The following is a 20,061-nucleotide window of genomic DNA, read 5'->3' as shown; positions in this document are numbered from 1 at the left end:
CCCAGGGGCGCTTCAAAGTCCAGGTGATCGTGTAAGCGGTCCGGTCAGGGGATGTTCAGCAGGTCCGGCGGCCGGTTGAAGAGGTCGTAGGCGGTACCTGGCGCTCCGCCCGTGTCCGGAACGGTCCTCAGAGGACGTCAAGTCCGTTTCTGGTAGCGGCCGCGTCCGGGTTGGTCGAGGAATCCCTGACGGACGAGTCGTCCCTGGCGCCGTCGTTCTTCGTCATCGCAGGGGTGCCCCTTCGGCTGAGCGCGGAGCCGGGTGCTCCGCGCGGTCGCCGAAGGGAAGCCCGCGAACCTTGGTGAATACCTTGGTGAACAGCCCCCTTGGCTGCAACGATCACGTAACGGCCGACACCAACGTTGGTGGCGTGACGGCCGCCAACGTTGGCGGACTCCTTGACGGCCCGCCTCCGGGCACCTTGGAGACTGCCGGACACCTTGATGCCCGGGGCGGACACCTTGATGGCGGGCCCGGATCCCTTGATGGCCCGGACGGACACCTTGATGCCGTCCCCGGACCGACCGCTGCGCCCTACAGCTGCCAGGCCCCGCACCGGGCCCGGTCGCGGTCGCGGTCGGCGAGCGTGTGCCACACCGCCGCGCTGGTGCCGTGCTGCTCGAGGTCGGCCAGGACGAACAGCAACCGGGGGAAGACGATGTAGTGCTGCTGCCAGGCCGGCCGTTGGGTGAAGTAGGTGCCGCCGAGTTCCTGGTAGGCGACGTGGTCGGTGACCATGTGCCAAATCGCGGTGATGATCGAGTGCTCGACGGACAAGAAGGGCGTCCCGCTCACGCTGCGGTTGACCGCGCGGGACCAGCCCTACACCTGCGCACCCCTGACGCGTAAATAGATGCAGGTCAGGGTGGGTGTGGGCAGGGCTGGGTGCCCGCTGGCCGTTGAGGCTCTGCCGCCGCTGACGCCGGAGATGGGGCCGATGCCCATACTCTTGACGCCCGACTATTCTGAAATTCATACTAGTCGTGATCTCGGAAGGGTTGATGCATGGGCGACATCCAGCCCGCATGGCTCCGCGCCGTCCTGCCGCTGTGCCTTCTGGCCACGTTGGAGCGCGGAGAGAGTTACGGATACGCGCTGTTCCAGCAGCTCGAAGAGTCGGGACTCGGCACCGTCAAGGGAGCCGTGCTGTACCCGGCGCTGACACGGCTCGCCGATGACGGCGCGGTCGAGGTCCGGTGGGCCCCCGGAGAGGGCGGGCCCGGCCGGAAGTACTACCGGCTGACCGACACGGGGCGGGAGCGGCTGGCGCGGGAGCGCCGGGCGTGGCAGGAGTTCCGCACGGCAGTCGACACGACGGCGACGATCCCGGCAGCGGCCCCTGCCACACCCCACGAACAGGAGAACCCATGACGAAGACCACGGCCGGGACCCGGACGGGCAACAGCGGCCGCACTGCCTGGACCGACAAGCTGGAATTAGAGCTCACCCTCGTCCACCGCGTGCCGCGCGAGCTCGTGAACCGTGTGCTGGGGGAGGTTGCCGAGGCGGTGACCGAGACGGGGGAGTCGGCGGAGGAACTCTTCGGCCCCGCCGAGGAGTACGCCACCGCGGTGGCCACCGAGCGGGTCGACCCCAGGCACCGCAGCACACGCGACTTCGAAGGAAGAGCACCGTTCACGCACTTCCAGCAGGGCATGGTGGCAGGAAGCATCGCCGTCCTGATCATGGCCGCGGTGGGGACCTTCGGCTACAAGGGGCACGCCGGCGCCTCGGTTCTCCTCTCGTCCCTTTCCGCCACCGTGCTCGTGGCCGCCGCCTTCGCAGTCCTCCCCGCCCTGCGCGCGGCCGGACGGACTCGGACGGCCTGGCTCTTTGGCAGCGGTGCCGGCGTCATCGCCGCGGCCGGCATCGGTTCGGCGTCGCTCCCCGCGGTCCGGGATGCGCACTCCTTCCCGTTCCCGCCTTCCGCGGCAGTCGGGTTCGCGCTGCTTCTCGCGACCCTGGGGCTGGCCATACCCGAGCGGATCGTGAGCCGGTGGTTCTCCCCGAGCGAGGGCCGACGGCTCGACGACGAGCAATGGCTGCGCCGACTGGGCGAGTTGCTGTACGGGCGGCACGGCTATCCCAGGCACACGGCCCAGCAGCACGTGACCGAAGCACGGGAGCACCTGGCAGCCACCGGGCGCGCCGCACAGCAGGAACTCGGCCAGGTGGAGATCTACGCCATGAACCTGGCCGACGGCCCAGTGCGCGAACGCAACCGGATCCGCCGCCGGTTCCTGGGCGCCCTTTCCTTTACGGCCGTCTTCGCCGTGCTGCTCACCCTCAAACTGACGGACTCGGACAGCGGCGGTGCGCCGCCCTGGGTCCCCGCAGTACTGCTCGTCTACAACGGCGCCCTGGCTGTCACCTGTCTCCGGAAGATGAGGGCCCGGTGAACGACGCCGGCACCAGCGTCGGGCCGGCCAGTCCCCACCCTCGATCGGTCGGCCGTGCGCCCTCAGCCGTGCCGCGACGGCGGGCGCGGCGAGGCACACCCCAGGCCCGCACGGTCCGGCCGTCACGTCCCCGCCCCCGCCTCCGTCCCTGAGTCGGACGCCGGGCCGGTGCCGGCCCAGCGATCGACGGCTGTCACGGCTGAGCAGGCCCGCAGGGAGGCCTGCACCGACCCGGAGATCCGCTTCGACTTCCCCGACCTCCTCGACGACCTGGAGCCCGCCTTCGGCCGGCTGGGAACTCGACTCCTGGCTCACCCCCCACGCCCGGGGCGTCCTCCAGTTGCGCCTCGACAGCACGCCGGTCGGCTGGACCGCGCCCCTGCCCGACGGGCCGTGGGGACAGGCCGGCTGGATCGCCCTCCTCTACCAGCCGCCCGGCGCCCGGCTCCTCGTCGACACCCTCTCCCGCCCCAAGACCCACCCCACCGCGGACCTCGCGCTGGACGCCATCCTGCGCGCCCACCAGACCAGGGCGGCCTCCGCCCGCTGACCCGGCCTCACCAGGGCGCAGGGCCACCGTGGTGGTGCCGGGCAACAGCCTCCAGCAGCGCTTGCCGCGCGCCCCACAGCCGGCCCTGCTCGGCGGCCAGGGCATCGGCCGCCCACACCAGCAACGGCCGCCCGAGCGCCGCCTCGTTCAGCGCCTTCGCCAGCGCGGTGTCGGCCTGCCTCCAGTCCTCCAGCTGCCGGACCAGACCCCGCACGAACACATCGACGGCCCAGGCCGGGTCCTGCCCGTCCCGGCGGGCCTCCTGGGCCACCTCGCCGAGAACGTCCTCGTCCAGGTCCTCGAACGCCGCCCCACCGCGCGGCCACCAGCTGCTGATGGCCGGCCAGCACGCCCTGCAGCCCATCGTCGACCGACTCCTGCGACCAGGGAAGCGGGGACCGCGGAGCCCGGCCCACGACGGCGAAGGCCCGGGCGGCGACGCCCGGTCCCAACCCGGCGCCGCGCCGCGGGCGGGGAGAGGAAGTGCTGCTCACCCCCGCTCCAACGCCGCCGCCACCGGATTCGTCACCCCGGCCGCTTGAACCGGCGCTCCGGGCCCGCGATCAAGCGCAGGCGGGCCGGCCCGGTTTCTCAGCTCGGGTCCCTGCGCATGCACCAGGTGCGGGGGCCGCCGTCGGAGGACGGGATGTCGGCCGTGACCTTGAAGCCGAGCCGCTCGTAGAACCGCACGTTGTCCTCGCTGGAGGTCTCCAGGAACGCGGGGTACCCGGCGCGTTCGGCCTCCTCGATGCCGGGGAGCAGTACCGCTCGGCCCAGGCCGCGCCCCTGCGCGTGCGGAGCGACGCCGACGGTGCTGAGGAACCACACCGGCTCCTGGGGCCGGTACGGTTCCACGTCCTGCTCGGCGGTGTCGAACGCGCTCTGCCGGTCGCCGATGAGCTCGCCGAGCAGTGGGCCGATCTCGGCGAAGGCGGGCGAGGGGTCCCGGTCCGGAACGGTCCAGGCGGCCACGGCCAGGCCGTCCTCGGCGACCCACACGCGGCCGTAGGGCACGGCGATGCGGGTGAGGCAGAGCTCCTGGAAGCGCCGGACCCGTGCCTCGTGGTCGTCGGCGGCGATCACGTGCCGGGTGAAGGGATAGTCGGCGAAGGCCCGGCCGAGAGTGTCGACCGCGACGGGGATGTCGGCATCCGTGATGGGACGCACGGTGAGGGCGTTTTGAGCCAGTTCGTCGTTCACGTACCGACCCTGTCACCGGGACAACCCTCCGACAAGGCATTTCGTGCCGGGGGAGACCCCGGGCCTTGAGGAACCCACACCAACCTGCTCTTCTGGAAGCCGCTGTCACCCCGCCACCGCCCGCCGCCCGCTAGGGCGTGTTTGAGAAGGCGTCGAACGTGCGCCTGGTCGGCCGTCCGGGGAAGGGCGGCCAACCAGAGGATGAGGTCGCGAGCGATTGTGCCGATGCTGGTCTCGGTGACCACGTCGTGTTCCCTGCGACTCGCGTCACGGCGGACGATCTCGTAGCCGCCCTCGTCCAGCACCGCGACGGAGGCGAACCAGGCTGGATCGTCCTCGTCGGGCTGGATGCGGGCTGGAGCGGCCGGCCAACGCCGGCTCGCCGACGATCTCTCGGACTGGGAGAAGAGCACCATCGAACGGCTTTGACAGCTAGAAGTTTGCTGAAGATCTTGCTGGCGGAGGGGCTGTCCCGTTTAGGGACAGCCCCTCCTGCGCCATGTGGTTGCGGGGGTGATGGTCCAGGTGTGGGTCTGTACGGTCTTCGGTGTAACTCCTGATCTTGAGAGAACACCTGATGAGTGACGTGATCGTCTCCGCTGAGGCGGTTGAAGAGGTCCGGCCGGTCGAGCTCGCGCCGGACGTGCTGGACGAGCAGTTGATCGGGCAGTCGACCGGGCTCGCTCCGGAGGCATCAAGCTGACCGGTGAGGGCGGTCTCCTGCAGCAGCTGACCAAGCGGGTCCTGGAGGCCGCCCTGGAGGGCGAGATCACCGACCACCTCGGCTACGAGAAGCACGACCCGGCCGGTGCCGGCTCCGGAAACTCCCGCAACGGCACCCGGTCCAAGACCGTGGTCACCGATGTCGGCCCGGTCGAGATCGACGTGCCCCGCGACTACCGAGTACCCTCTTCCGGCCTTGACCTTGGAAACGGCGGGCGAGGTCACCGCCGACCTCACCGCCCCCGCACAGGACTCCGCACCCCGGTCGTTCTCTACGCCCTCCCCGCCTGGGCCCTGAGGGCCCTGCGGGACGTCCTCGCGGCGCTGCGCGCCGCGGCCGGGGACGAGGCGGAGCCGTCCCGGCTGCGGTCGACACTGATGCTGCTGGGAGAGAGCCTGGACTACCCAGCGCGCGCCGGTCGGCGTCGTTGAGGCGCCGAGCCCGGACCCGAGCGCCGACCCGGCCGCCTCGTCCACACGGTCACCAAGGGGCGGCCGGGAGGTTGAGCCGTACCTCACCCCGGCCAGCGGACGAGGCGACCACCGGGTCGACCGGAGTCAGCGCCCCGCGTTCTTCTCATCGGCCTCCATGCGGGCCAACCGGGCATCGAGGACCGAGTATTCCGCCTCTTCGATGGCGGCCAACGCGAACTCGACCGCGGCGGCTGCGTCCGCCTCGGCGCGGTCGGCCGCGCGGGTCGCGCGGGCCGCGTCGTGCTCCTGCTTGCGGGCCTCGATGTCGCTGCTCACCTTGGCCGTGTGGTCGCGCCAGTTCTGCTGCATCTCGGCCCACCACTGCGACATCTTCGCTTCGGTGCCGCGCGCGGACCCCTGCAGCTTGGCGGCTTGGTTCTGGGCGTCCCTGCGAGCCCTCTCGACCTCGGCTCGCAACTGCTCGCGGCTCTGGGCTGCGGCTTTGGCTGCGTGATCCTCGGCGACCTTGGCCCGCTCAGCCAGGGTGGTGAGGGTGTCGGACAGAGCCATTGGCTGCCTCCTCTGCTGGAGAACCCCCACCAGACACGATCTCTCCCGGATCTCCGCCCGGCAACTCTTCCGGCAAGCCGCCCGCTACCCGCAGATCCCAAGCTCATGGCCCTGGCCTCGCCGGTCCTCCACGGACTCATGGGATCGTCTCTCGCCCCGCCGCCGGGTGTGGGGGCGAAACCCGGGGAGTGTCGAGCCCGGCGGTTACGATCCCGCCTATGAACAGCGCCCCGCCGACCGCCGCCACCGACCGGCCGGCCACCGGCGAGGAACCGGCCCGGAGCTGCGCCCGTCCCGACTTGCGGTACGACACCCCGCAGCGCATTGCTGCTATCGCACGGGCCGGCTTCAATCCCACCCCAGCGAAGCGGCGGCTTGTCGGCGGCGCGCCCGCCGCCCACTACGCGGTCGTCAACGGCGCCCCCGCCATCCTCTTCGTGCTCGGCGACCACGTCGTCGGCGCGGTCACGTCCGACATCGTCGGCGGCAGGATCGCTACCGTGCGCGGCATCGCCGCCCCTACCCGTCTCACACGCATCGCCGAAGCCTGGCGAAAGCACGACACGGACGCGCCGCTGATCACCACTGGTGACCCGGCACCGGGCGGCCTGCCCGCTCCAGAACCTGAGGCAGGAGCGGGTGCGGCTGCCCCGCAGCAGTGGTGAGGAGCCCGGCGAGCAGCGGCTCATCGGGCGGGGTGTCCCGGGTCTACGAGCGCCAGAAGATCGAGCAGGTCGGCCCCGGGCGGGCCTTCGAGGTGTTGTGGTCGGGGTTTTCCGCTGGTCACGGCGCCTTTCGGTGTTCGGGGGAGGAGTCGCGGAAAAAACTTCGAACCCGGCTGCAACCCCCGGGCGGGATGGACGTCTATCAGGGTGAGAGGCGGGGAGAGCGAGCCGGCGGGGCCGGGGCTCGGGCCGGCTCCTCGGGGCGCGACGGTAGGCGCCCGTGCATCCGATCACCATCACCATGTCCTTTGGGGGGACTGTCACATGAACGCGTCCGTTATCGCCCGTATTGCGAAGATCGTCCCGCTGGCCGTCGTCGCCGCCGTCGGTGTCGCCGCCTGCGGCCCGACCAACGGCGGGTCGTCCGTCGCCGCCTCCGCCCCCTCGGCCACCTCCTCGGCCACCCCCGGCGCGGGCGCCGTTGCGGCCCCCACCACCCCGGCCGCGCCAACCACCCCGGCCGCGCCGACCACCGAGGCGGCCCCGACCACCGCCACGGCCGCCGCCGAGACCCCCGCGGCCACCGGGACGGCGGCCAAGCCCGCCGCGAAGGCCCCAGCCAAGCCCGCTCTGGCCGAGCCCGCCGCCACCCCCGTCAAGGCCGGCGGCATCGGGATCACTTTCAACGGTCTGCGCGAGGGCCAGAAGATCCAGGTCGGCGACCAGGTCTCGTTCTCGGTGACCTGGAAGAACAACGACGCCACGGGCAGCCGCGCGGTGGCGCCGGTGGTCGCGACCCAGCAGTACGAGGGCGCGCAGTGCCAGCGGATGCTCTCCATGGCGCAGGGCACCCTGGAGCGCAAGGACGCCTCCGGCTGGAAGGCCCTGCCGGCGCTGAGCCAGGGCGGTGGCATGGACTACGCCGGCACCGGCAACGACGCGGCCTTCACCCTGGCCGCGGGTGAGAGCCGCACCGTCGAGTACCGGATGGCTCTCGACGCGGGCAACCAGCCGGGCAGCCTCACCGTCGAGGCGGACGCCCCGGCCCCGCACACCACGTCGTACACGGACATGACGAAGAGCGTGGTGACCACGAAGGTCGTCGACCGCCACCGCCCGACGCTGGCCTCGGCCTCCAAGCCGACCCCGCTCACCGTCGGCAAGACCCCGACCGAGTTCACCTTCAAGGTCGCCTCGCCCGACGGACCTCACCTGCTGCGCCCGGTGGTGCGGCTGTCCTCCTCCGCGAGCGAGGGCCTGTCCGCGTCGGACGTCACGATGGAGGCGAAGGTCGGCGGCGAGTGGAAGTCCTTCGAGGTGACCGAGGACTGCAACGGGAACCTCGGGGTGGCGCCGGCCCAGCTGGTGGGCGTGATGAAGGGCAACCCGGTCGAGTACACCTTCCGGGTCGGCCTGAAGCGGACCGGTGCCGCGCCGGTGCGGATCGAGGTCGGCGGCGCCTCGGACGGCCACTACGGCGCCGTCACCACCCTGCGGCCCACCGTCCAGCGCTGACGCCAGCGGCCCGCACCGAAGGCCGAAGGGGCCGGTCTCCCACTGCTCGGGAGGCCGGCCCCTTCGTCGTGTCCATGGTGCGACGGCTCAGAAAGTGTTGGGTTAACAGATCACTACTGGTTGTTGAGGTCGTCGGCGAGGCGGCGGGCTGCTTCGGTTTCGACGGGGCCGCGTGGTCCGATCTCCTCGCCGGCGAGGCGGTCGGCGTGATCGAGGTCGTCGAATCGGTATTCGTCACCGTCCGGCTCCACACCGAGGTCACCACGGACGCAGGCGGTTGGCCCCCTGGCCTCTACGCTCGGGGGTCACCACGATGCCCCGGTGCCGCAGCAGACGGCGGATCGCCCGGCTGGCGCAGGTCTTGTCGTCAGCCCATGCCCTGGCTTCGTCGTCGAGCCGCCGGCTGCTCCGACGGACGCGGGCGCCGGAGCCGTCCCGGTAGTGTCCGGATGCAAAGGATCAAGCGATTCCACCGGGCCGCACCGCTGCTGGCGGACAAGGGGAGGCCAACGTGATCACGGGTACCGGCCGGAGGATCGTTCTGATCCGTCATGCACAGGCCGAGCGGGAGACGACGGTCGACGAGGAACGGCGGCTCGACGGGCGAGGGCAGGAGGAGGCGTCCCGGGCCGGGCGGTGGCTGGCGGGTTCCGGCATCACGCCCGATCTCGCGCGGGTGTCCGGAGCTCACCGGACCACGGAGACCTGGGAACGCGTGGGCGCCACGCTGGCACGGCTCCCCGAGACGGTCCACGAACGGGGGCTCTACGACCTGAGCGTGGACATCCATCGGCGGGAGGCGGGGATCGCCGGATTGGTCGCGATGGTGCGGGAGACCTCGGACGACGTGGGCAACCTCGTCCTCGTCGGACACAATCCGAGCTTGCCCGAGCTGGTCGGGTTCCTCACCGGAAAAGCCGACGACGGCCTCTCCCGGCGGGTGGAGGAGTCCGGGTTCCCGACCGCCTCCGTGGCCGTCCTCGATTTCGATGGTTCCTGGCAGGGGCTCGGGCCCGGCGTCGCGAGGATCACCGCGTTCTGGACCCCCTCGCAGGGCTGAGAAAGTGTTGGGCAAGTGATCAACTCCGTGGCGCGATGTACTGGCGGTGATCTTCGCGTTTGAGGCATCCGCGAAGATCACCGTCATGTGTGTCTGCTCGTGCGAGCGCTCCTGACTCGTCGTTGACGGATGCTCGATGGGCAGTGATCGAGCCGCTGCTGCCGGAGCGGGATCCGCGACGGCGCGGTCGTCCGCTGAAGTTCCCGCGTCGGCTGGTCGTGGACACCGTGCTGTACGTGCTGGTCAGCGGATGGGCCTGGCGGCTGGTGCCGCACGATCTGGCACCGTGGGACGCGGCCTTACCGATGGTTCCGGGCCTGGACGGCGGACGGCACCTGGGACCGGGTCCACGACGCGCTGCGCACAGCTCGACGCGGTTCTTGGCCGCCCAGCGCCTGATCTGCTGGCCCTTGTGGGCCGACAGGTTGTCCAGGATGACGTGGATCGGGGCGCCGTCCGGGCGGGCCGCCCGGATCGACCTCACAGTACGGGCACATGCGCACGGTCCTGGACGCCCGCGTCGCCGGCGGGTACGGGACCCGCAGCCGGCGCGGCATCCACAGCGTGCTCGACGTCGAGACGGCTCTCGCCGCCGCCGACACCGCGGCTCGCCTGCACGAGCGGATCGCCGCCGGTGAGAAGATCTCCGGCCCGGCTGCCCGCCGTGCCCTGACCGCCGCCGCGACCACACCCCGCTTCGAAGGCCGCACCGTCCACAAGGCGTTCGCGAAGAAGGCCGCCGCGTTCCTCGCTCGCGACGGAATGGTCCTGTTCGACAACCCCGACGCCCACCTGATCTGCGTGTTCAAACGGGACACGGCTCTGTGCGACCCGGATACCGATGTGACCGCGCCCAACCAGTACGCCTGCCAGCCGGGCTGCGGCAACGCCGTCCGCACCGATACCCACGCTGCCGGCCTGCGCGAGCGGGCCGGCGAGCTGGATATCCTGGCGGCCGCCGCCCCCGAACCGGTCGGTTGGCGGCTGAAGCGCAACGCGGACCGTTTGCGGGAGGTCGCCGACATCCACGACGCCACCGCCCAGCCAGCCGAGGCCCTGACTCGACTGCCAAGCACCTCGTCACCGCGGTCGTACGCGTGCCGCCCTGACGCCGGGTTCACTGTGCGAGCTCAGGAAGGCGGTCTGCGGACCGATGGCCTGAGCGACAACTTCTGGGTGCGTCAGCTGAGGATGGTGCCCCGCGCCGGCAACCACTGTCACGGTGGCGTGCGGGAGAGTGTCCAGCAGCGACTGTCCCTCGACGGTGAGCGGATCGTCGGAGCCCAGGACGATGTGGACACGCCCTGGGTAGTGCTGCAGCTTGGCCTGGAGGTCAGCACGCCACTGCGGGTTCGCCGTGGCGGCCAGAAGCCCGGCGGCGGTAGCCCCAACGGTGCCCCGGCGGAGATCCGCGACAGCCGACCGGAGCGCGGCCGCGTGGCCCGTGGTGCCGGTCAGCCGCTCGGCCAGCGCCTCGGGGGGTGTCCGCCTCAGGTACCAGCGGGTCAGGGCCGTCCGCCTGACGGTGCGGGGCGGGTGCCCCTGCAGGAAGAACGGTGACACCAGCGTGAGTTGATCCACCGCATCGGGGTGGGCGGTCGCGGCGTCGACGGCGGCCGCGGCGCCGATGGAGTGACCCACCAAGTGACGGGCACCGGTCTCGGTGACCAGCGCGGTCAGCCAGGACTGCCAGTCCTCGCGGCATCCGGCGCTCATGCCCAGCCCCGGCAGGTCGACGGCGCGCGCGTGCCCGACCGCCGTGACGACCGGCGCCCAGGTGTCGGCGTTGACCGGCAGACCGGGCAGCACCACCGTGGGTGCGCCTGCCTTGCCGAGCTCGAAAGTCCGTATCCCGCCCAGCTTGGTGAATCGTCTGTCACCTGCGGGGGCGTCGCCGAAGCGGTGGGCTGCAAGGTGGTCGGCCCAGCGGCGGATCGTCGTGGCGGTGTCCGGCATGGCCAGCCCGTGCCGGGCGGCGAAGGCACGGGCCGAATCGGTCGGGTAGCGGTCGGTCGACAAAAACGTCAGGGTCTCCGGGTCGGCCTTGGTGAGCCACTGGGGCAGCCGCTTGAGCAGGGACACCGGGACCCGTGTCCTGGGTGCCTTGACACCGTAGTGCTCCGCTATGAGCGTGAGCAGGTCGGGCAGTGCGGGCGTGTCGTCGTCCAGCGTCCAGTACGCAGTGCGGTGGGTGGCCTCGTCCATCGGAAGCAGCGTCATGAAACGGGCGAGGTAATCGACCGCGACCACGGGGACGAACGTGTGCCCGTTGCCCGGGAGCGCGGGAAGCGAGCCGTGCCAGAGGTCTTTCATATTGGAGGCGAGTCCGAGGTACTGGTCGGACTCCCCGGTGGCGCTGTCGCCGATCACGCTGGCCGGGTTGACGATGGACCAGGGAACGCCCAACTGCCCTGCCAGGTCCTGGAAGACGGCGTCCGCCTCGGCCCTGGACGCCTCGTAGGCGCCCAGGGCCCGGTAGGCCTCCTGTCGATACTCCTCGCTCCACGGGGCGGCGTCCTGCCCGCCCACGCGGTATCCGGAGACCTGAACCAGGCGGCGCAGGTTCGGCAGCCGCGCCGCGAACGCGACGACCGCGCGGACGCTGTCCACGTTGGCGCGACGCGCCTCATCCACCGACATGCCGAACCGGTAGGCGCCGGCGCAGTTGTAGATCTCGGTGATGTGGTCGCACTCGCCGTCGATCAGTGACGCCTTGGCGAAGTTGACCCGGAGGTCGGCCGGGCTCTGGTCGTACCCGCGCCCGGCCAGCCAGCGAGTCAGCCGCTGGTAGGACTCATGGCTCCGGCTGGCCGTGCTGACTCGAACGCCGGCCTGGCCGAGCGCGAGTACCAGGTGGCGCCCGATCAAGCCGCTTGCACCCAGCACCAGTGCATGCCGGTCCTCCGCGCTCATGCCGAAGCCTCCGCGCTCTGTTCCAGCAGCACGGTGATCGCCTGGGCGGCACAGTGCAGCGGCTCGGTGGACCGCTGGGCACGCGAGACGATCACCGCTCCTTCCACCATGCTGACCACGGCTGTCGCCAGGGCCCGGGCGGCGGGACGAGGGCGGCCGTGCGCACTGAGCAGGTCGCTGACCGGCGCGATCCATGACTCGAAGGCACGGGCGCAGGCGTCTCGCAGACGTTCGCTCTGCGCACCCATCTCCAGTGTCACCACCGAGACCGGGCATCCCAGCTGGAAGTCGCTGTCGTCGAGCATCCCGGCCAGTTCGTCGATCACACGGCGTACCACCTCACCCGGCGTGGCCGACCCTCGCGCCGAGTCGGCGACGAGAGAGCCGAATCGCGCGGCCGCCAGCTCGACGGCCTTCTCTCCGAGGGCCTCCTTCCCTTGAGGGAAGTGGAAGTAGAGCGACCCTTTCGGGGCGCCCGCGTGCTCCACCACCGTGTTGAGTCCCGTGCCGCTGTAGCCGTGCCGCTGGATCAGTTCCAGCATCGATTCCGCCAGTCGCGAGCTGGTCCTGGCTCCCTTGGTTCCATCCATGACTCAAAAATAGACTGGTCTATAGATTTTGTGAAGTGCCTCAAGCTTGTCGCAGCGATGTCCACCTCGGTGCCGACCGCACCCGGCCGGGCGGCCCTCCCGCCCCGAGAGGCGGTCCGTCTGCGGGTGGGCCGCAAGAACCCGGGGAGCGCGGCTGGCCTTGCCGAGCCAGTCGGCGACATTCCGGTCGATGCTCCCTTCCGCGAGCGCTCCTACCGCCTGACCGAAGTACGCGGGTTCGGCTTCCGCCTCGCCGACAAGGTCGCCCTGTCGCTCGGCTGGCCCGAGACCGGCGAGGACCGGCTCCAGGCCGGCCTGACGGGCGCCGCAGCGCCGGCAGGTGTACTGCTGTGCCACTTCGGCGATGGCTAGAACTCGACCCGTGGGCAGTCGTGGCAGCCGAGTACCAGTCCGCGCGGCGTAGGAGCCCGCAGGCGCTCCACGCGTCGATCCGCGCCCGAAGCCGGCGCTGTCTGCCGGAAGGGCTGAGCGGTTGTGGCCGGGCAGCCAGTGCGACAGCAGCGCCCACGAAGCCGGTGCGGCCAGTGCTTCGACGGTCAGGCTCACCCGGGTGAATGACGGCCTCTCCACGTGGTTCCACCTGTGAGCCGGGACAGGGGTGGGGCGCCGACGGCGGGCGCGGAAGCCCGTTCTGGCCGTCCCAGGGGATGCGCTCTGCGGCCGTCCGGGGGCGCTTCAGCCGGGGGCCTGGGTGGTCTGGGTGAGCTGGGCGACGGCCTTGGCCGCCGGGGGTGGGACCGGTGACGAGTTCCAGAAGGGACGGGCTGGTGGCGGGGACGGTCAGCAGGGTGGCGAGGACGGCGGCGGTGTCGGCCCGGTCGATCTCGCCCGGCCGGTGGTGGCGGCGAGGTGGACTCGGCCGGTGCCGGGGCCCTCGCGGAACCAGGCTGGCCGTACCACGGTGCAGTCAAGGGGGCTGCGTGCCACGAGCGGGTCGGCCGGGCAGGACCCGGTCGGACTGGCGCCCATTGCGGAGAGCATGACGAAGCGGCGCACCCCGGCGGTCCGTGTGGCGTCGGCGAAGGCGAGATCGCGTCGTGGTCGACCCGGTTGGGCTGCCCGGGGGCGTCGCCGAGTCCTGCACCGGCGGCGTAGAGCACCGCCCGGACCTCGCCCGCTTCGGCGATGAGCGCCGCGAGGGGGGTCGGGCCATCGGCGGTGTGGTTGCCTCGGCCCTGCGGCCGGGATGCAGCGGCCGGACGTAGTCGCGCAGGGTGCTGTAGCTGCAGCGTGCGCCGCGTTCGCGCAGCTCGCGGTGGGAGGGATGACGCCTACACGCTTACGGTCTGCCCAAGGTTTCCCCGCCAGAACGCGGTTACTTCAGGTCAGCCAGGCCGCTCTCGGTCAGAAGAAGTCGTGTGAAGTGATGTTGTGGCCGCAGCCGGGCCTTGCGCAGTCCAATCCTCTCGTCGCAGTTTTTGGAAATTCGAAGTCCGGACACCTGTGGCAGACGTGGCAGGGGAAGACGTCGGGGCCGGGATCGGAGTCACCGTCCGACAGTAGGGATCGTGCCTCCCCATGGAGCGACTGGAGCCGCTCTCTGACTTGACCGAGGTCGCCCGCAATCCGCTCCAGGGCCTTCTTCTGGGAATCTGTCAGGTCGTCGGCAGAACGCATCGCCACACTCCGTTGCCATTGACGGCCTCTCAATGGCCGCCAGCGATGCCCTTATGGTGACTCCAGATACGCATGTGTGCACTTTGGCTGCCTTTACCTCCACCACATCCGCATGGGCGAGCTGCGCGACGCAAAGCACTGGTTCCACCAGGCCGCCCGCCTCGACGAAGACGCCCCCGCCCCGCTTCCGCCCGCCCTGCCGAACCTACCTGGATATCCCGACCTCGCGGCACTCATGGCCCCGCCGATGCCCGACACCACCGGCCTGCCCAGCCCCGACTACGCCCTGCGGGTGGCCATCGACGGCCTGCCCGCCACCAGCGACGGGATGTGCGGGCCGTTCAGCCTGCCCACCGGCGACATCGCCCACCAGCTCCAGGAGCTGGCCACCCACTGAACTGCCACGCCGGGCCCGCACCGCGCGGGCCCGGCCCCGCCGACCACGGCGAAGCCCGAACTCTCCCGCCACGCTGTGCACGCTCACGAACCGCCTGGATGCACCCGCACCACGGTCCTCGCGCTGCGCCGAGCTGCCGGTGCGCAGCCGGCTGCGCCGGATCGGGCGGTGCGGTGCAATCCGGCGGCGTCCGGGCCGGTGGTGGGCGGATGGGGTAGTGCCCCGCCCGGGCTGGCCCGGGCGGGGCGAACGCGCCTGGCCGGAGGGGTTGTCCCCTCCAGGTCCTGGGGCGTCAGCTAATGCAGTGAACTTTTGCCGAGTCGCGCACCGGCTCCGGGTTTCCCTTCGGACAGCCGCCGCCCGCCGTCCCGGCGAGCCGGGAGGAGCGCAGCGATCGTCCGGTGTCCCCGCACTGAGAATCGCGGTGACATGCGTTCAGACGGGTCAGACGTTAAGCGGTGTTAAGCCGCAGGGCCCGGATCGCAGTGTGATCTGGTTCACGCAGGTTCGTCACGGTGTGTCGCTGAGTGGCCCCGGCTCTGCGGGGGCCCCTCAGCGCATGGGACTCCTCTTGTCGTACGACGCCTCCGGCGCGGACGAGGGTGAAGGGCGTGCGCAAGCGCGGGCCGCGCCGAAGCTACACCGGGATCTTCACTGACGGAGGTGAACGACCGCATCCACCGCGAGACCCACCGGATCCCGGCCGAGCTGCTGGCCGAGGAACGGCTGCGCCTGCACCCGGTGCCCGAGCAGCTGTTCACCGCCGCGTTCGGCGAGGCCCGAAGGGTCGCCAAGGACTCCACCTCCCAGCTTCACGGCCAGGCGCACCGAGGGGTCGTTGGCGGCCTGGGTGCACAGCACCACTGGCTCTGCGGATAGCGCCCCGGCGAACCAGCGCAGGGCCGCTGCGCATGCCTCGGCTGCGTATCCCCGTCCCCACGCTGTCGGCAGGAACATGTAGCTGAGCTCGGCGTCGTTGCCGTGCGGGTGGATGCGGCCGGGTCGCGCCGTGTCGCGCCGGTCGAACGTCACCAGGCCGATCATCTGCCCGCTGTGGTCGACGACGAAGGTACCGGGACGCCGCCCCGGTACTTCGGGAAGCGCATGTTCGACGTCCTCACGGGGCCGCGGACCGCCGAGGTAGGTGCGCACCTGAGAGGAGGTCAGCAGCTCGACATACGCCGCCCGGTCCCGGGCCTCGGACTCGCGGAGCACGAGCCGAGGCGTCCTGAGCGGAGCGGACGGCCACACCACAGGTCCAAGCTCAGCCATGCCAGCAACCTACCCGGCCGAGCCCGAGGCCCGGTTGGAGGCGGCCCGCGGCCAACGCCGCGCTGCCTCCGTGTCGGACGTGCCGGGGTCCGATCGGTGAGAAGGCCGACGCCGGACTGGAGCTGCGGGAGCCGGCCGGCCCGGACCGGCTGGAATACCCGCAGCGCCCTGCCGGGCGCCATCGCCGCACCGACCAGCGCCAGGAAAACCCCGGCGGGCCCTGCGGGCGCTGACGTAGGATCCGGCCCCGTGCAGAGTGACAGGACGACCGATTCCGACGGCGCCCGGGAGGCCGGGAAGCCCAGCGGCCTCCAGGCGATCTGGGCGAACACCCTGGTGCCGGTGGCTCCACTGCCCTGGTACCGGCGGGTGCCCCGCAAGGCCGTGATCATGGGGGTCGTGGTCGTCGGCCTGTTCGCCGCGCTGACCGTCGCGGCGGTGACCGGGGCCGGCGCCCCGACGCGGCACCGGATCGTGCTCGCGGACCGGATCGGCGACCAGGTGCGGCTCCCGGACGAGGGCAGCACCCTGGCCCTGCGCGCCGACTACGAGCGGCGGATGACGACCCTGCGGCCGTACCGGGAGCTAACGGTGGCCGGCTACGGCGCCGCCGGGTCGGTCAGGACCACGCTGACCGTGGTCGGGCTGACCGGCAGCTACCCGGACGTCCGGCGGGAGCTGGACAAGTACTTCGGCAGGCTGGCGGTGAACGACCTGTCGGGCGAGGTGGTGGCCGAGCGCCAGGACTACCCGGCCGGCCCCCTCGGAGGCGCGCTGGACTGCGCGGTGCTCGACTACCCGGCCGTCTCCCAGACCACCTGCGCCTGGGCGGACGGCACCACCGTCGGCATCGTCGTCGACGAGACGGGCGCCAGCGAGCCCGAGGAACTCGCCCGGCGCACGCTGGACATCCGGGCCGCCGTCGAGGTCGAGGCGAAGGACTGACCGGCGGCCCGGTGCCCGATCATCCCGGTTGTGGCCCCGGACGGGGGCGATGGCGCCGTCTTCCGGGTGAGCGGCATGCCTGTCGTCGGTCCCGGTACCTGCCGGTCGTAGGGCGATGGTGCCGGTGTTGATGGTCGAGGTCGACCGCTCGACCATGGCCCCGGCCGACGTCGCCGCGAAGTTCCCCCCGGCTATCGCGAGCTGTTCCGCACCAAGGTCCGCGACAACGACCCGGCCCTCGCCGACCGGGAGCCGGCCGACCGTACGGTGCACTGGTGGCGCCGTACCTGGCCCGGCCACACGCCGCCCGGGTACCCGCCGTGGTCGTCGCCGACGCCGGACCGGTCGCGCTGGCCAACCGGCAGCAGGCCGTCGCGGATCTGTCCGCCGACTGCTGGCGCGGCCGGTGGTGCAGAGAGGTCCGCGACGACAACGACGACGGCTGGCGCGAGTACGACGACGCCGTGCCCATCGTCGCGACCACCCTGGAGCTGCCGGCCGCCCGCGGGCCGCTCGGGCGGGTGTGGTGGCGCTTCGGCCGCGCGGGCCGGCACTCCCTCATCGAGTCGCTGGACAACCCGAACAACCGGGCCGCCTACGACCTGCGCCAGGCCGCCCGCGAGGACGAGCAGCACAAGGCCCACCAGGAGCTGATGGACTCCCTGGTCTGCATCGACTGCGGCGACGTTCCCGAGGAGGAGAGCACCTGGGAGTACGGCCCCAAGGGACAGGTCGAGTGGAGCCGCCGGCCGGGTAGCCGCTGCTGGTCCTGCCACGAGAGGGAGCAGGAGCGGCGCGAGGAGGAGCGGGAGGCCGCGGCCCAGGCGCGGCTGGAGGCGGCTCGCGCGGCCAACGCCGCGCTGCGCCCGTGCTGGACGTGCCGGGGCTCGATCGGGGGGAAGGAGGGTTCGGAGCTGGAGCGCGAGAAAACCGCATCTGATGCGAGTCGACGGACAAACCGCAGGTCAGTCAGCCAGACGAGTGACACAGGCTGGCGCCGTCACCACGTCCATCGCTACCGTCGACACCAGCAGGCCGAGCCAAATTCCATGGTCAGCACGCTGGTTGGCGCCGTTGACTACGGCGATTCGCGAAGCGTCGCGAGTTCGCATCAGATGCAATTGGCGGCGCTTGGAACATCGGTACAGCGGTTATCGGTGAGAACGATCGCACCCGCTGCATTCTCCGCCCGGAGTGCAGCACGCCCCGGGACAACCTGGCCGGGCGTGCTGCAGAACCCTCTTGTCCCGCACACCGGGCTCGGGGTTTGTTCACGAGAACCGGCTCTGGCGCGAGCTTTGTGGAGCCGTCACGACGGGTGCTGGCTCTACGGCGGAGGAATCGGGCCCGGGAACGGCCCACAGACCCCGGCGGGAGGCCAGAGTCCCGAGGGGAGGTCCTGGCGAGCTCCGAGGAAGTAGTCCACCCCCTCCTCGAACAGCGCCGTCTCGACGACTGCCCGTAGCGGGCCCTGGGCCTCGACGGGAACCGGGTACCCACCGGCCATCATCCATTCGTCATCACTGAGAGGACGTTAAGTCCGTTTCTGGATGATCTGGTGTCACCCGTTCGTGTGTACGGAGTCGTTCAGGCTGACTCGCGTGTCGTGTGCATGATGCTGTTGGGGCATGGAACGGATGCCGTACTCAACGGACTTGTCCGACGGGCAGTGGGCCCTGATCGAGCCGCTGGTCACCGCCTGGAAGCAGGAGCGGGTATCGCGCTCGGCGACCGGGGACCCGGGCTCCTGCGACCTGCGCGAGGTCGTGAACGCGCTGCTGTACCAGAACCGGACGGGCTGCCAGTGGCGGCTCCTGCCGCACGACTTCCCGGCCTGGTCTGCCGTGTTCTATTACTTCAGTCTGTGGCGCCAGGACGGCCTTGACCAGCGGATACAGGAGATCCTGCGCTGCCAGGTGCGGGAGCGGGCCAGACGATTAGAGGACCCGTCCCTGGTGATCATCGACACCCAGTCCGTGCGCGTGGCGGCCGGGGTGCCGAAGGAGACCACGGGACTGGACGCGAACAAGAAGACGCCCGGCAGGAAGCGGGGACTCGCCGTCGATGTGCTGGGCCTGATCATCGGTGTGGTGATCCTCGCCGCGAGCGCGCACGACAACGAGGCCGGCATCGCCCTGCTGGACCAGGCAGCCGAACGATGCGGGATGCGCCTGGAGAAGGTCCTGGTCGACCAGGGCTTCAAGGACGCCGTCATCATTCACGGGGCGGTGAAGGACATCACCGTCGAGGTGGTCCGCCGCAACCCCGCCACCCAGGGCAAGGGCTTCGTTCCGCAACCGAAGCGGTGGGTGGTCGAGCAGGTCAACGGCACCCTCATGCTCCACCGGCGCCTCGCCCGTGACTACGACCACCGGCTGGACAACGCCGCCTCCCGCGTCTATTGGGCCTCCACCGCGGTCATGCTCCGCCGCCTCACCACCCCCAGCCCCGCCTGGCGCGACGAGGTGGGGCTGGCCGCGTGAACGTCGCCGAACTCCTGCGGCTGTTGCAAGCCGAACACGACGAGACCACCGCACGCGCCGACGGCCTGCGAGAACAGATCGAGCAACTCATCCGTGTCCTGGCCGAAGTCGAGGCCCGCCTCGCCGAGATCGTCACCACCCGCAAGGTCATCGACAGCCTCGTCCTGCCCGACCACGCACAGGCTTCCGAGGAGACCGCCACCGTCTACCAGCGCATCGTGACCGCCTTCAACGAGTACCCCGGGCGGGTCTTCCAGGTTCGCGACCTTCACGAACTCCTCGGACTGCCCACCGACGAGCCCTCGATCAACGTCACCCGCTCCCGCCTGGGACGACTCGTTCGTCAGGGACTCCTCGACCAACCCGGACGCGGCCGCTACCAGAAACGGACTTAACGTCCTCTGAGATCGAACAGGTCCCTCACCTGCAGGAACTGCTCTCGCGTCACCGTGACGGACGAGCAGAGCCACTCGTCGGGGCCGAATCCTTCCAGCTCCCATGCAAGGTTGCGGCCGTCCTCGAACGGATAGTCCTCACGCATCGGCCGATCGTACAGCGCTCCCGACTCGACCGGACCCGAGCAAACCTGCCGAACTCCCCACCCCATGTCACAGCGGTGGCCCGCCCCCAAGCCCTTGGGTTCTAGGAGTCGTTGCAACACCCCAGTTCAGGGGATGCATTGGACTTCGAGATCCGCGAGGACCGGACGGCTCAGGGGCCTGTGAAG

At 70.9% G+C, this 20,061-nt stretch carries 22 protein-coding genes and 4 pseudogenes; 14 read left to right on the top strand and 12 right to left on the bottom strand.

Going from position 1 to position 20,061, the window contains the following annotated elements; translation table 11 throughout:
* Nucleotides 1-534: 534 nt before the first annotated feature.
* Nucleotides 535-777 carry a hypothetical protein gene (locus ACWDBE_RS35310; RefSeq protein ID WP_449793019.1) on the bottom strand — a complete coding sequence of 81 codons (243 nt, stop codon included), beginning with the start codon at nt 775-777 and terminating at the stop codon, nt 535-537.
* Nucleotides 778-1,005: 228 nt separating this feature from the next.
* On the opposite strand from ACWDBE_RS35310, the gene ACWDBE_RS35305 reads away from it, so the two are divergent.
* The 3 genes from ACWDBE_RS35305 to ACWDBE_RS35295 all read left to right on the top strand — a co-directional run bounded on the left by ACWDBE_RS35305 (nt 1,006) and on the right by ACWDBE_RS35295 (nt 2,949).
* Complete coding sequence (locus ACWDBE_RS35305) at nt 1,006-1,371, top strand: PadR family transcriptional regulator (protein ID WP_449793020.1); 366 nt, start codon at nt 1,006-1,008, stop codon at nt 1,369-1,371.
* A complete protein-coding gene (locus ACWDBE_RS35300; protein WP_449793021.1) occupies nt 1,368-2,399 on the top strand; it encodes a hypothetical protein in 1,032 nt (343 codons plus the stop codon). The genes ACWDBE_RS35305 and ACWDBE_RS35300 overlap by 4 nt, the downstream gene beginning before the upstream one ends.
* 340 nt (nt 2,400-2,739) lie before the next feature.
* A complete protein-coding gene (locus tag ACWDBE_RS35295; protein ID WP_449793022.1) occupies nt 2,740-2,949 on the top strand; it encodes a hypothetical protein in 210 nt (69 codons plus the stop codon).
* Between the two features lie 7 nt (nt 2,950-2,956).
* Here ACWDBE_RS35295 and ACWDBE_RS35290 read toward each other — a convergent pair whose 3' ends face one another.
* From ACWDBE_RS35290 to ACWDBE_RS35280, 3 genes and pseudogenes are all read right to left on the bottom strand, one after another.
* On the bottom strand, nt 2,957-3,313 hold the full coding sequence (locus ACWDBE_RS35290; RefSeq protein ID WP_449793023.1) for a hypothetical protein: 357 nt from the start codon (nt 3,311-3,313) through the stop codon (nt 2,957-2,959).
* 227 nt (nt 3,314-3,540) lie between these two features.
* Nucleotides 3,541-4,149, bottom strand: coding sequence for a GNAT family N-acetyltransferase (locus ACWDBE_RS35285; protein WP_449793024.1), 609 nt, complete (start codon nt 4,147-4,149; stop codon nt 3,541-3,543).
* A gap of 130 nt (nt 4,150-4,279) precedes the next feature.
* Nucleotides 4,280-4,499 (bottom strand): annotated as a pseudogene (locus ACWDBE_RS35280) (hypothetical protein); the annotation flags it as partial.
* Between the two features lie 227 nt (nt 4,500-4,726).
* On the opposite strand from ACWDBE_RS35280, the pseudogene ACWDBE_RS35275 reads away from it, so the two are divergent.
* Nucleotides 4,727-5,046: pseudogene (locus tag ACWDBE_RS35275) on the top strand (transposase); the annotation flags it as partial.
* A gap of 384 nt (nt 5,047-5,430) precedes the next feature.
* Here ACWDBE_RS35275 and ACWDBE_RS35270 read toward each other — a convergent pair.
* The gene (locus ACWDBE_RS35270; RefSeq protein WP_449793025.1) at nt 5,431-5,856 is read right to left on the bottom strand and encodes a hypothetical protein; all 426 of its coding nucleotides are present in this window, start codon (nt 5,854-5,856) and stop codon (nt 5,431-5,433) included.
* A gap of 218 nt (nt 5,857-6,074) precedes the next feature.
* Here ACWDBE_RS35270 and ACWDBE_RS35265 point away from each other — a divergent pair, with 218 nt between their 5' ends.
* Both ACWDBE_RS35265 and ACWDBE_RS35260 read left to right on the top strand, forming a co-directional pair.
* A complete protein-coding gene (locus ACWDBE_RS35265; protein ID WP_449793026.1) occupies nt 6,075-6,521 on the top strand; it encodes a hypothetical protein in 447 nt (148 codons plus the stop codon).
* Nucleotides 6,522-6,845: 324 nt separating this feature from the next.
* Nucleotides 6,846-8,036 carry a hypothetical protein gene (locus ACWDBE_RS35260; protein ID WP_449809982.1) on the top strand — a complete coding sequence of 397 codons (1,191 nt, stop codon included), beginning with the start codon at nt 6,846-6,848 and terminating at the stop codon, nt 8,034-8,036.
* A gap of 113 nt (nt 8,037-8,149) precedes the next feature.
* On the opposite strand, the gene ACWDBE_RS35255 is transcribed toward ACWDBE_RS35260, so the two are convergent.
* Nucleotides 8,150-8,287, bottom strand: a complete 138-nt coding sequence (locus ACWDBE_RS35255; RefSeq protein ID WP_449809981.1) for a hypothetical protein — start codon at nt 8,285-8,287, stop codon at nt 8,150-8,152.
* Between the two features lie 260 nt (nt 8,288-8,547).
* Here ACWDBE_RS35255 and ACWDBE_RS35250 point away from each other — a divergent pair, with 260 nt between their 5' ends.
* A complete protein-coding gene (locus ACWDBE_RS35250) occupies nt 8,548-9,096 on the top strand; it encodes a SixA phosphatase family protein (protein WP_449809980.1) in 549 nt (182 codons plus the stop codon).
* A gap of 89 nt (nt 9,097-9,185) precedes the next feature.
* Nucleotides 9,186-9,332 (top strand): annotated as a pseudogene (locus tag ACWDBE_RS35245) (transposase); the annotation flags it as partial.
* A 125-nt stretch (nt 9,333-9,457) separates the two neighbouring features.
* On the opposite strand, the pseudogene ACWDBE_RS35240 reads toward ACWDBE_RS35245, so the two are convergent.
* From ACWDBE_RS35240 to ACWDBE_RS35225, 4 genes and pseudogenes are all read right to left on the bottom strand, one after another.
* Nucleotides 9,458-9,625 (bottom strand): annotated as a pseudogene (locus ACWDBE_RS35240) (IS630 family transposase); the annotation flags it as partial.
* A complete protein-coding gene (locus ACWDBE_RS35235; protein WP_449809998.1) occupies nt 9,577-10,125 on the bottom strand; it encodes a hypothetical protein in 549 nt (182 codons plus the stop codon). The gene ACWDBE_RS35235 and the pseudogene ACWDBE_RS35240, both read right to left, overlap by 49 nt.
* A gap of 51 nt (nt 10,126-10,176) precedes the next feature.
* Nucleotides 10,177-12,009, bottom strand: coding sequence for an alpha/beta fold hydrolase (locus ACWDBE_RS35230; RefSeq protein ID WP_449809979.1), 1,833 nt, complete (start codon nt 12,007-12,009; stop codon nt 10,177-10,179).
* Nucleotides 12,006-12,599, bottom strand: coding sequence for a TetR/AcrR family transcriptional regulator (locus ACWDBE_RS35225; RefSeq protein WP_449793523.1), 594 nt, complete (start codon nt 12,597-12,599; stop codon nt 12,006-12,008). The genes ACWDBE_RS35230 and ACWDBE_RS35225 overlap by 4 nt, the downstream gene beginning before the upstream one ends.
* A 57-nt stretch (nt 12,600-12,656) precedes the next feature.
* Here ACWDBE_RS35225 and ACWDBE_RS35220 point away from each other — a divergent pair, with 57 nt between their 5' ends.
* Nucleotides 12,657-12,971, top strand: a complete 315-nt coding sequence (locus ACWDBE_RS35220; protein WP_449809978.1) for a helix-hairpin-helix domain-containing protein — start codon at nt 12,657-12,659, stop codon at nt 12,969-12,971.
* Nucleotides 12,972-14,349: 1,378 nt separating this feature from the next.
* On the top strand, nt 14,350-14,634 hold the full coding sequence (locus ACWDBE_RS35215; RefSeq protein ID WP_449809977.1) for a hypothetical protein: 285 nt from the start codon (nt 14,350-14,352) through the stop codon (nt 14,632-14,634).
* Nucleotides 14,635-15,285: 651 nt separating this feature from the next.
* Here the strand turns inward: ACWDBE_RS35215 and ACWDBE_RS35210 are convergent.
* On the bottom strand, nt 15,286-15,906 hold the full coding sequence (locus tag ACWDBE_RS35210; RefSeq protein ID WP_449793519.1) for a GNAT family N-acetyltransferase: 621 nt from the start codon (nt 15,904-15,906) through the stop codon (nt 15,286-15,288).
* Nucleotides 15,907-16,155: 249 nt separating this feature from the next.
* On the opposite strand from ACWDBE_RS35210, the gene ACWDBE_RS35205 reads away from it, so the two are divergent.
* From ACWDBE_RS35205 to ACWDBE_RS35190, 4 genes are all read left to right on the top strand, one after another.
* The gene (locus tag ACWDBE_RS35205; RefSeq protein WP_449793518.1) at nt 16,156-16,851 is read left to right on the top strand and encodes a hypothetical protein; all 696 of its coding nucleotides are present in this window, start codon (nt 16,156-16,158) and stop codon (nt 16,849-16,851) included.
* Between the two features lie 275 nt (nt 16,852-17,126).
* A complete protein-coding gene (locus tag ACWDBE_RS35200) occupies nt 17,127-18,272 on the top strand; it encodes a hypothetical protein (RefSeq protein ID WP_449809976.1) in 1,146 nt (381 codons plus the stop codon).
* 207 nt (nt 18,273-18,479) lie between these two features.
* Nucleotides 18,480-19,334, top strand: coding sequence for an IS5 family transposase (locus ACWDBE_RS35195; RefSeq protein WP_449809975.1), 855 nt, complete (start codon nt 18,480-18,482; stop codon nt 19,332-19,334).
* On the top strand, nt 19,331-19,729 hold the full coding sequence (locus ACWDBE_RS35190) for a hypothetical protein (protein WP_449809974.1): 399 nt from the start codon (nt 19,331-19,333) through the stop codon (nt 19,727-19,729). The genes ACWDBE_RS35195 and ACWDBE_RS35190 overlap by 4 nt, the downstream gene beginning before the upstream one ends.
* On the opposite strand, the gene ACWDBE_RS35185 is transcribed toward ACWDBE_RS35190, so the two are convergent.
* Entirely contained in the window at nt 19,726-19,875 is a 150-nt protein-coding gene (locus ACWDBE_RS35185; RefSeq protein ID WP_449809973.1) for a hypothetical protein, read from the bottom strand. The two genes, ACWDBE_RS35190 and ACWDBE_RS35185, sit on opposite strands and share 4 nt — an antisense overlap.
* Between the last annotated feature and the right edge of the window lie 186 nt (nt 19,876-20,061).

This window comes from Kitasatospora sp. NPDC001132 (assembly GCF_053598415.1).
This window is presented reverse-complemented; position numbering and strand designations above follow the sequence as displayed.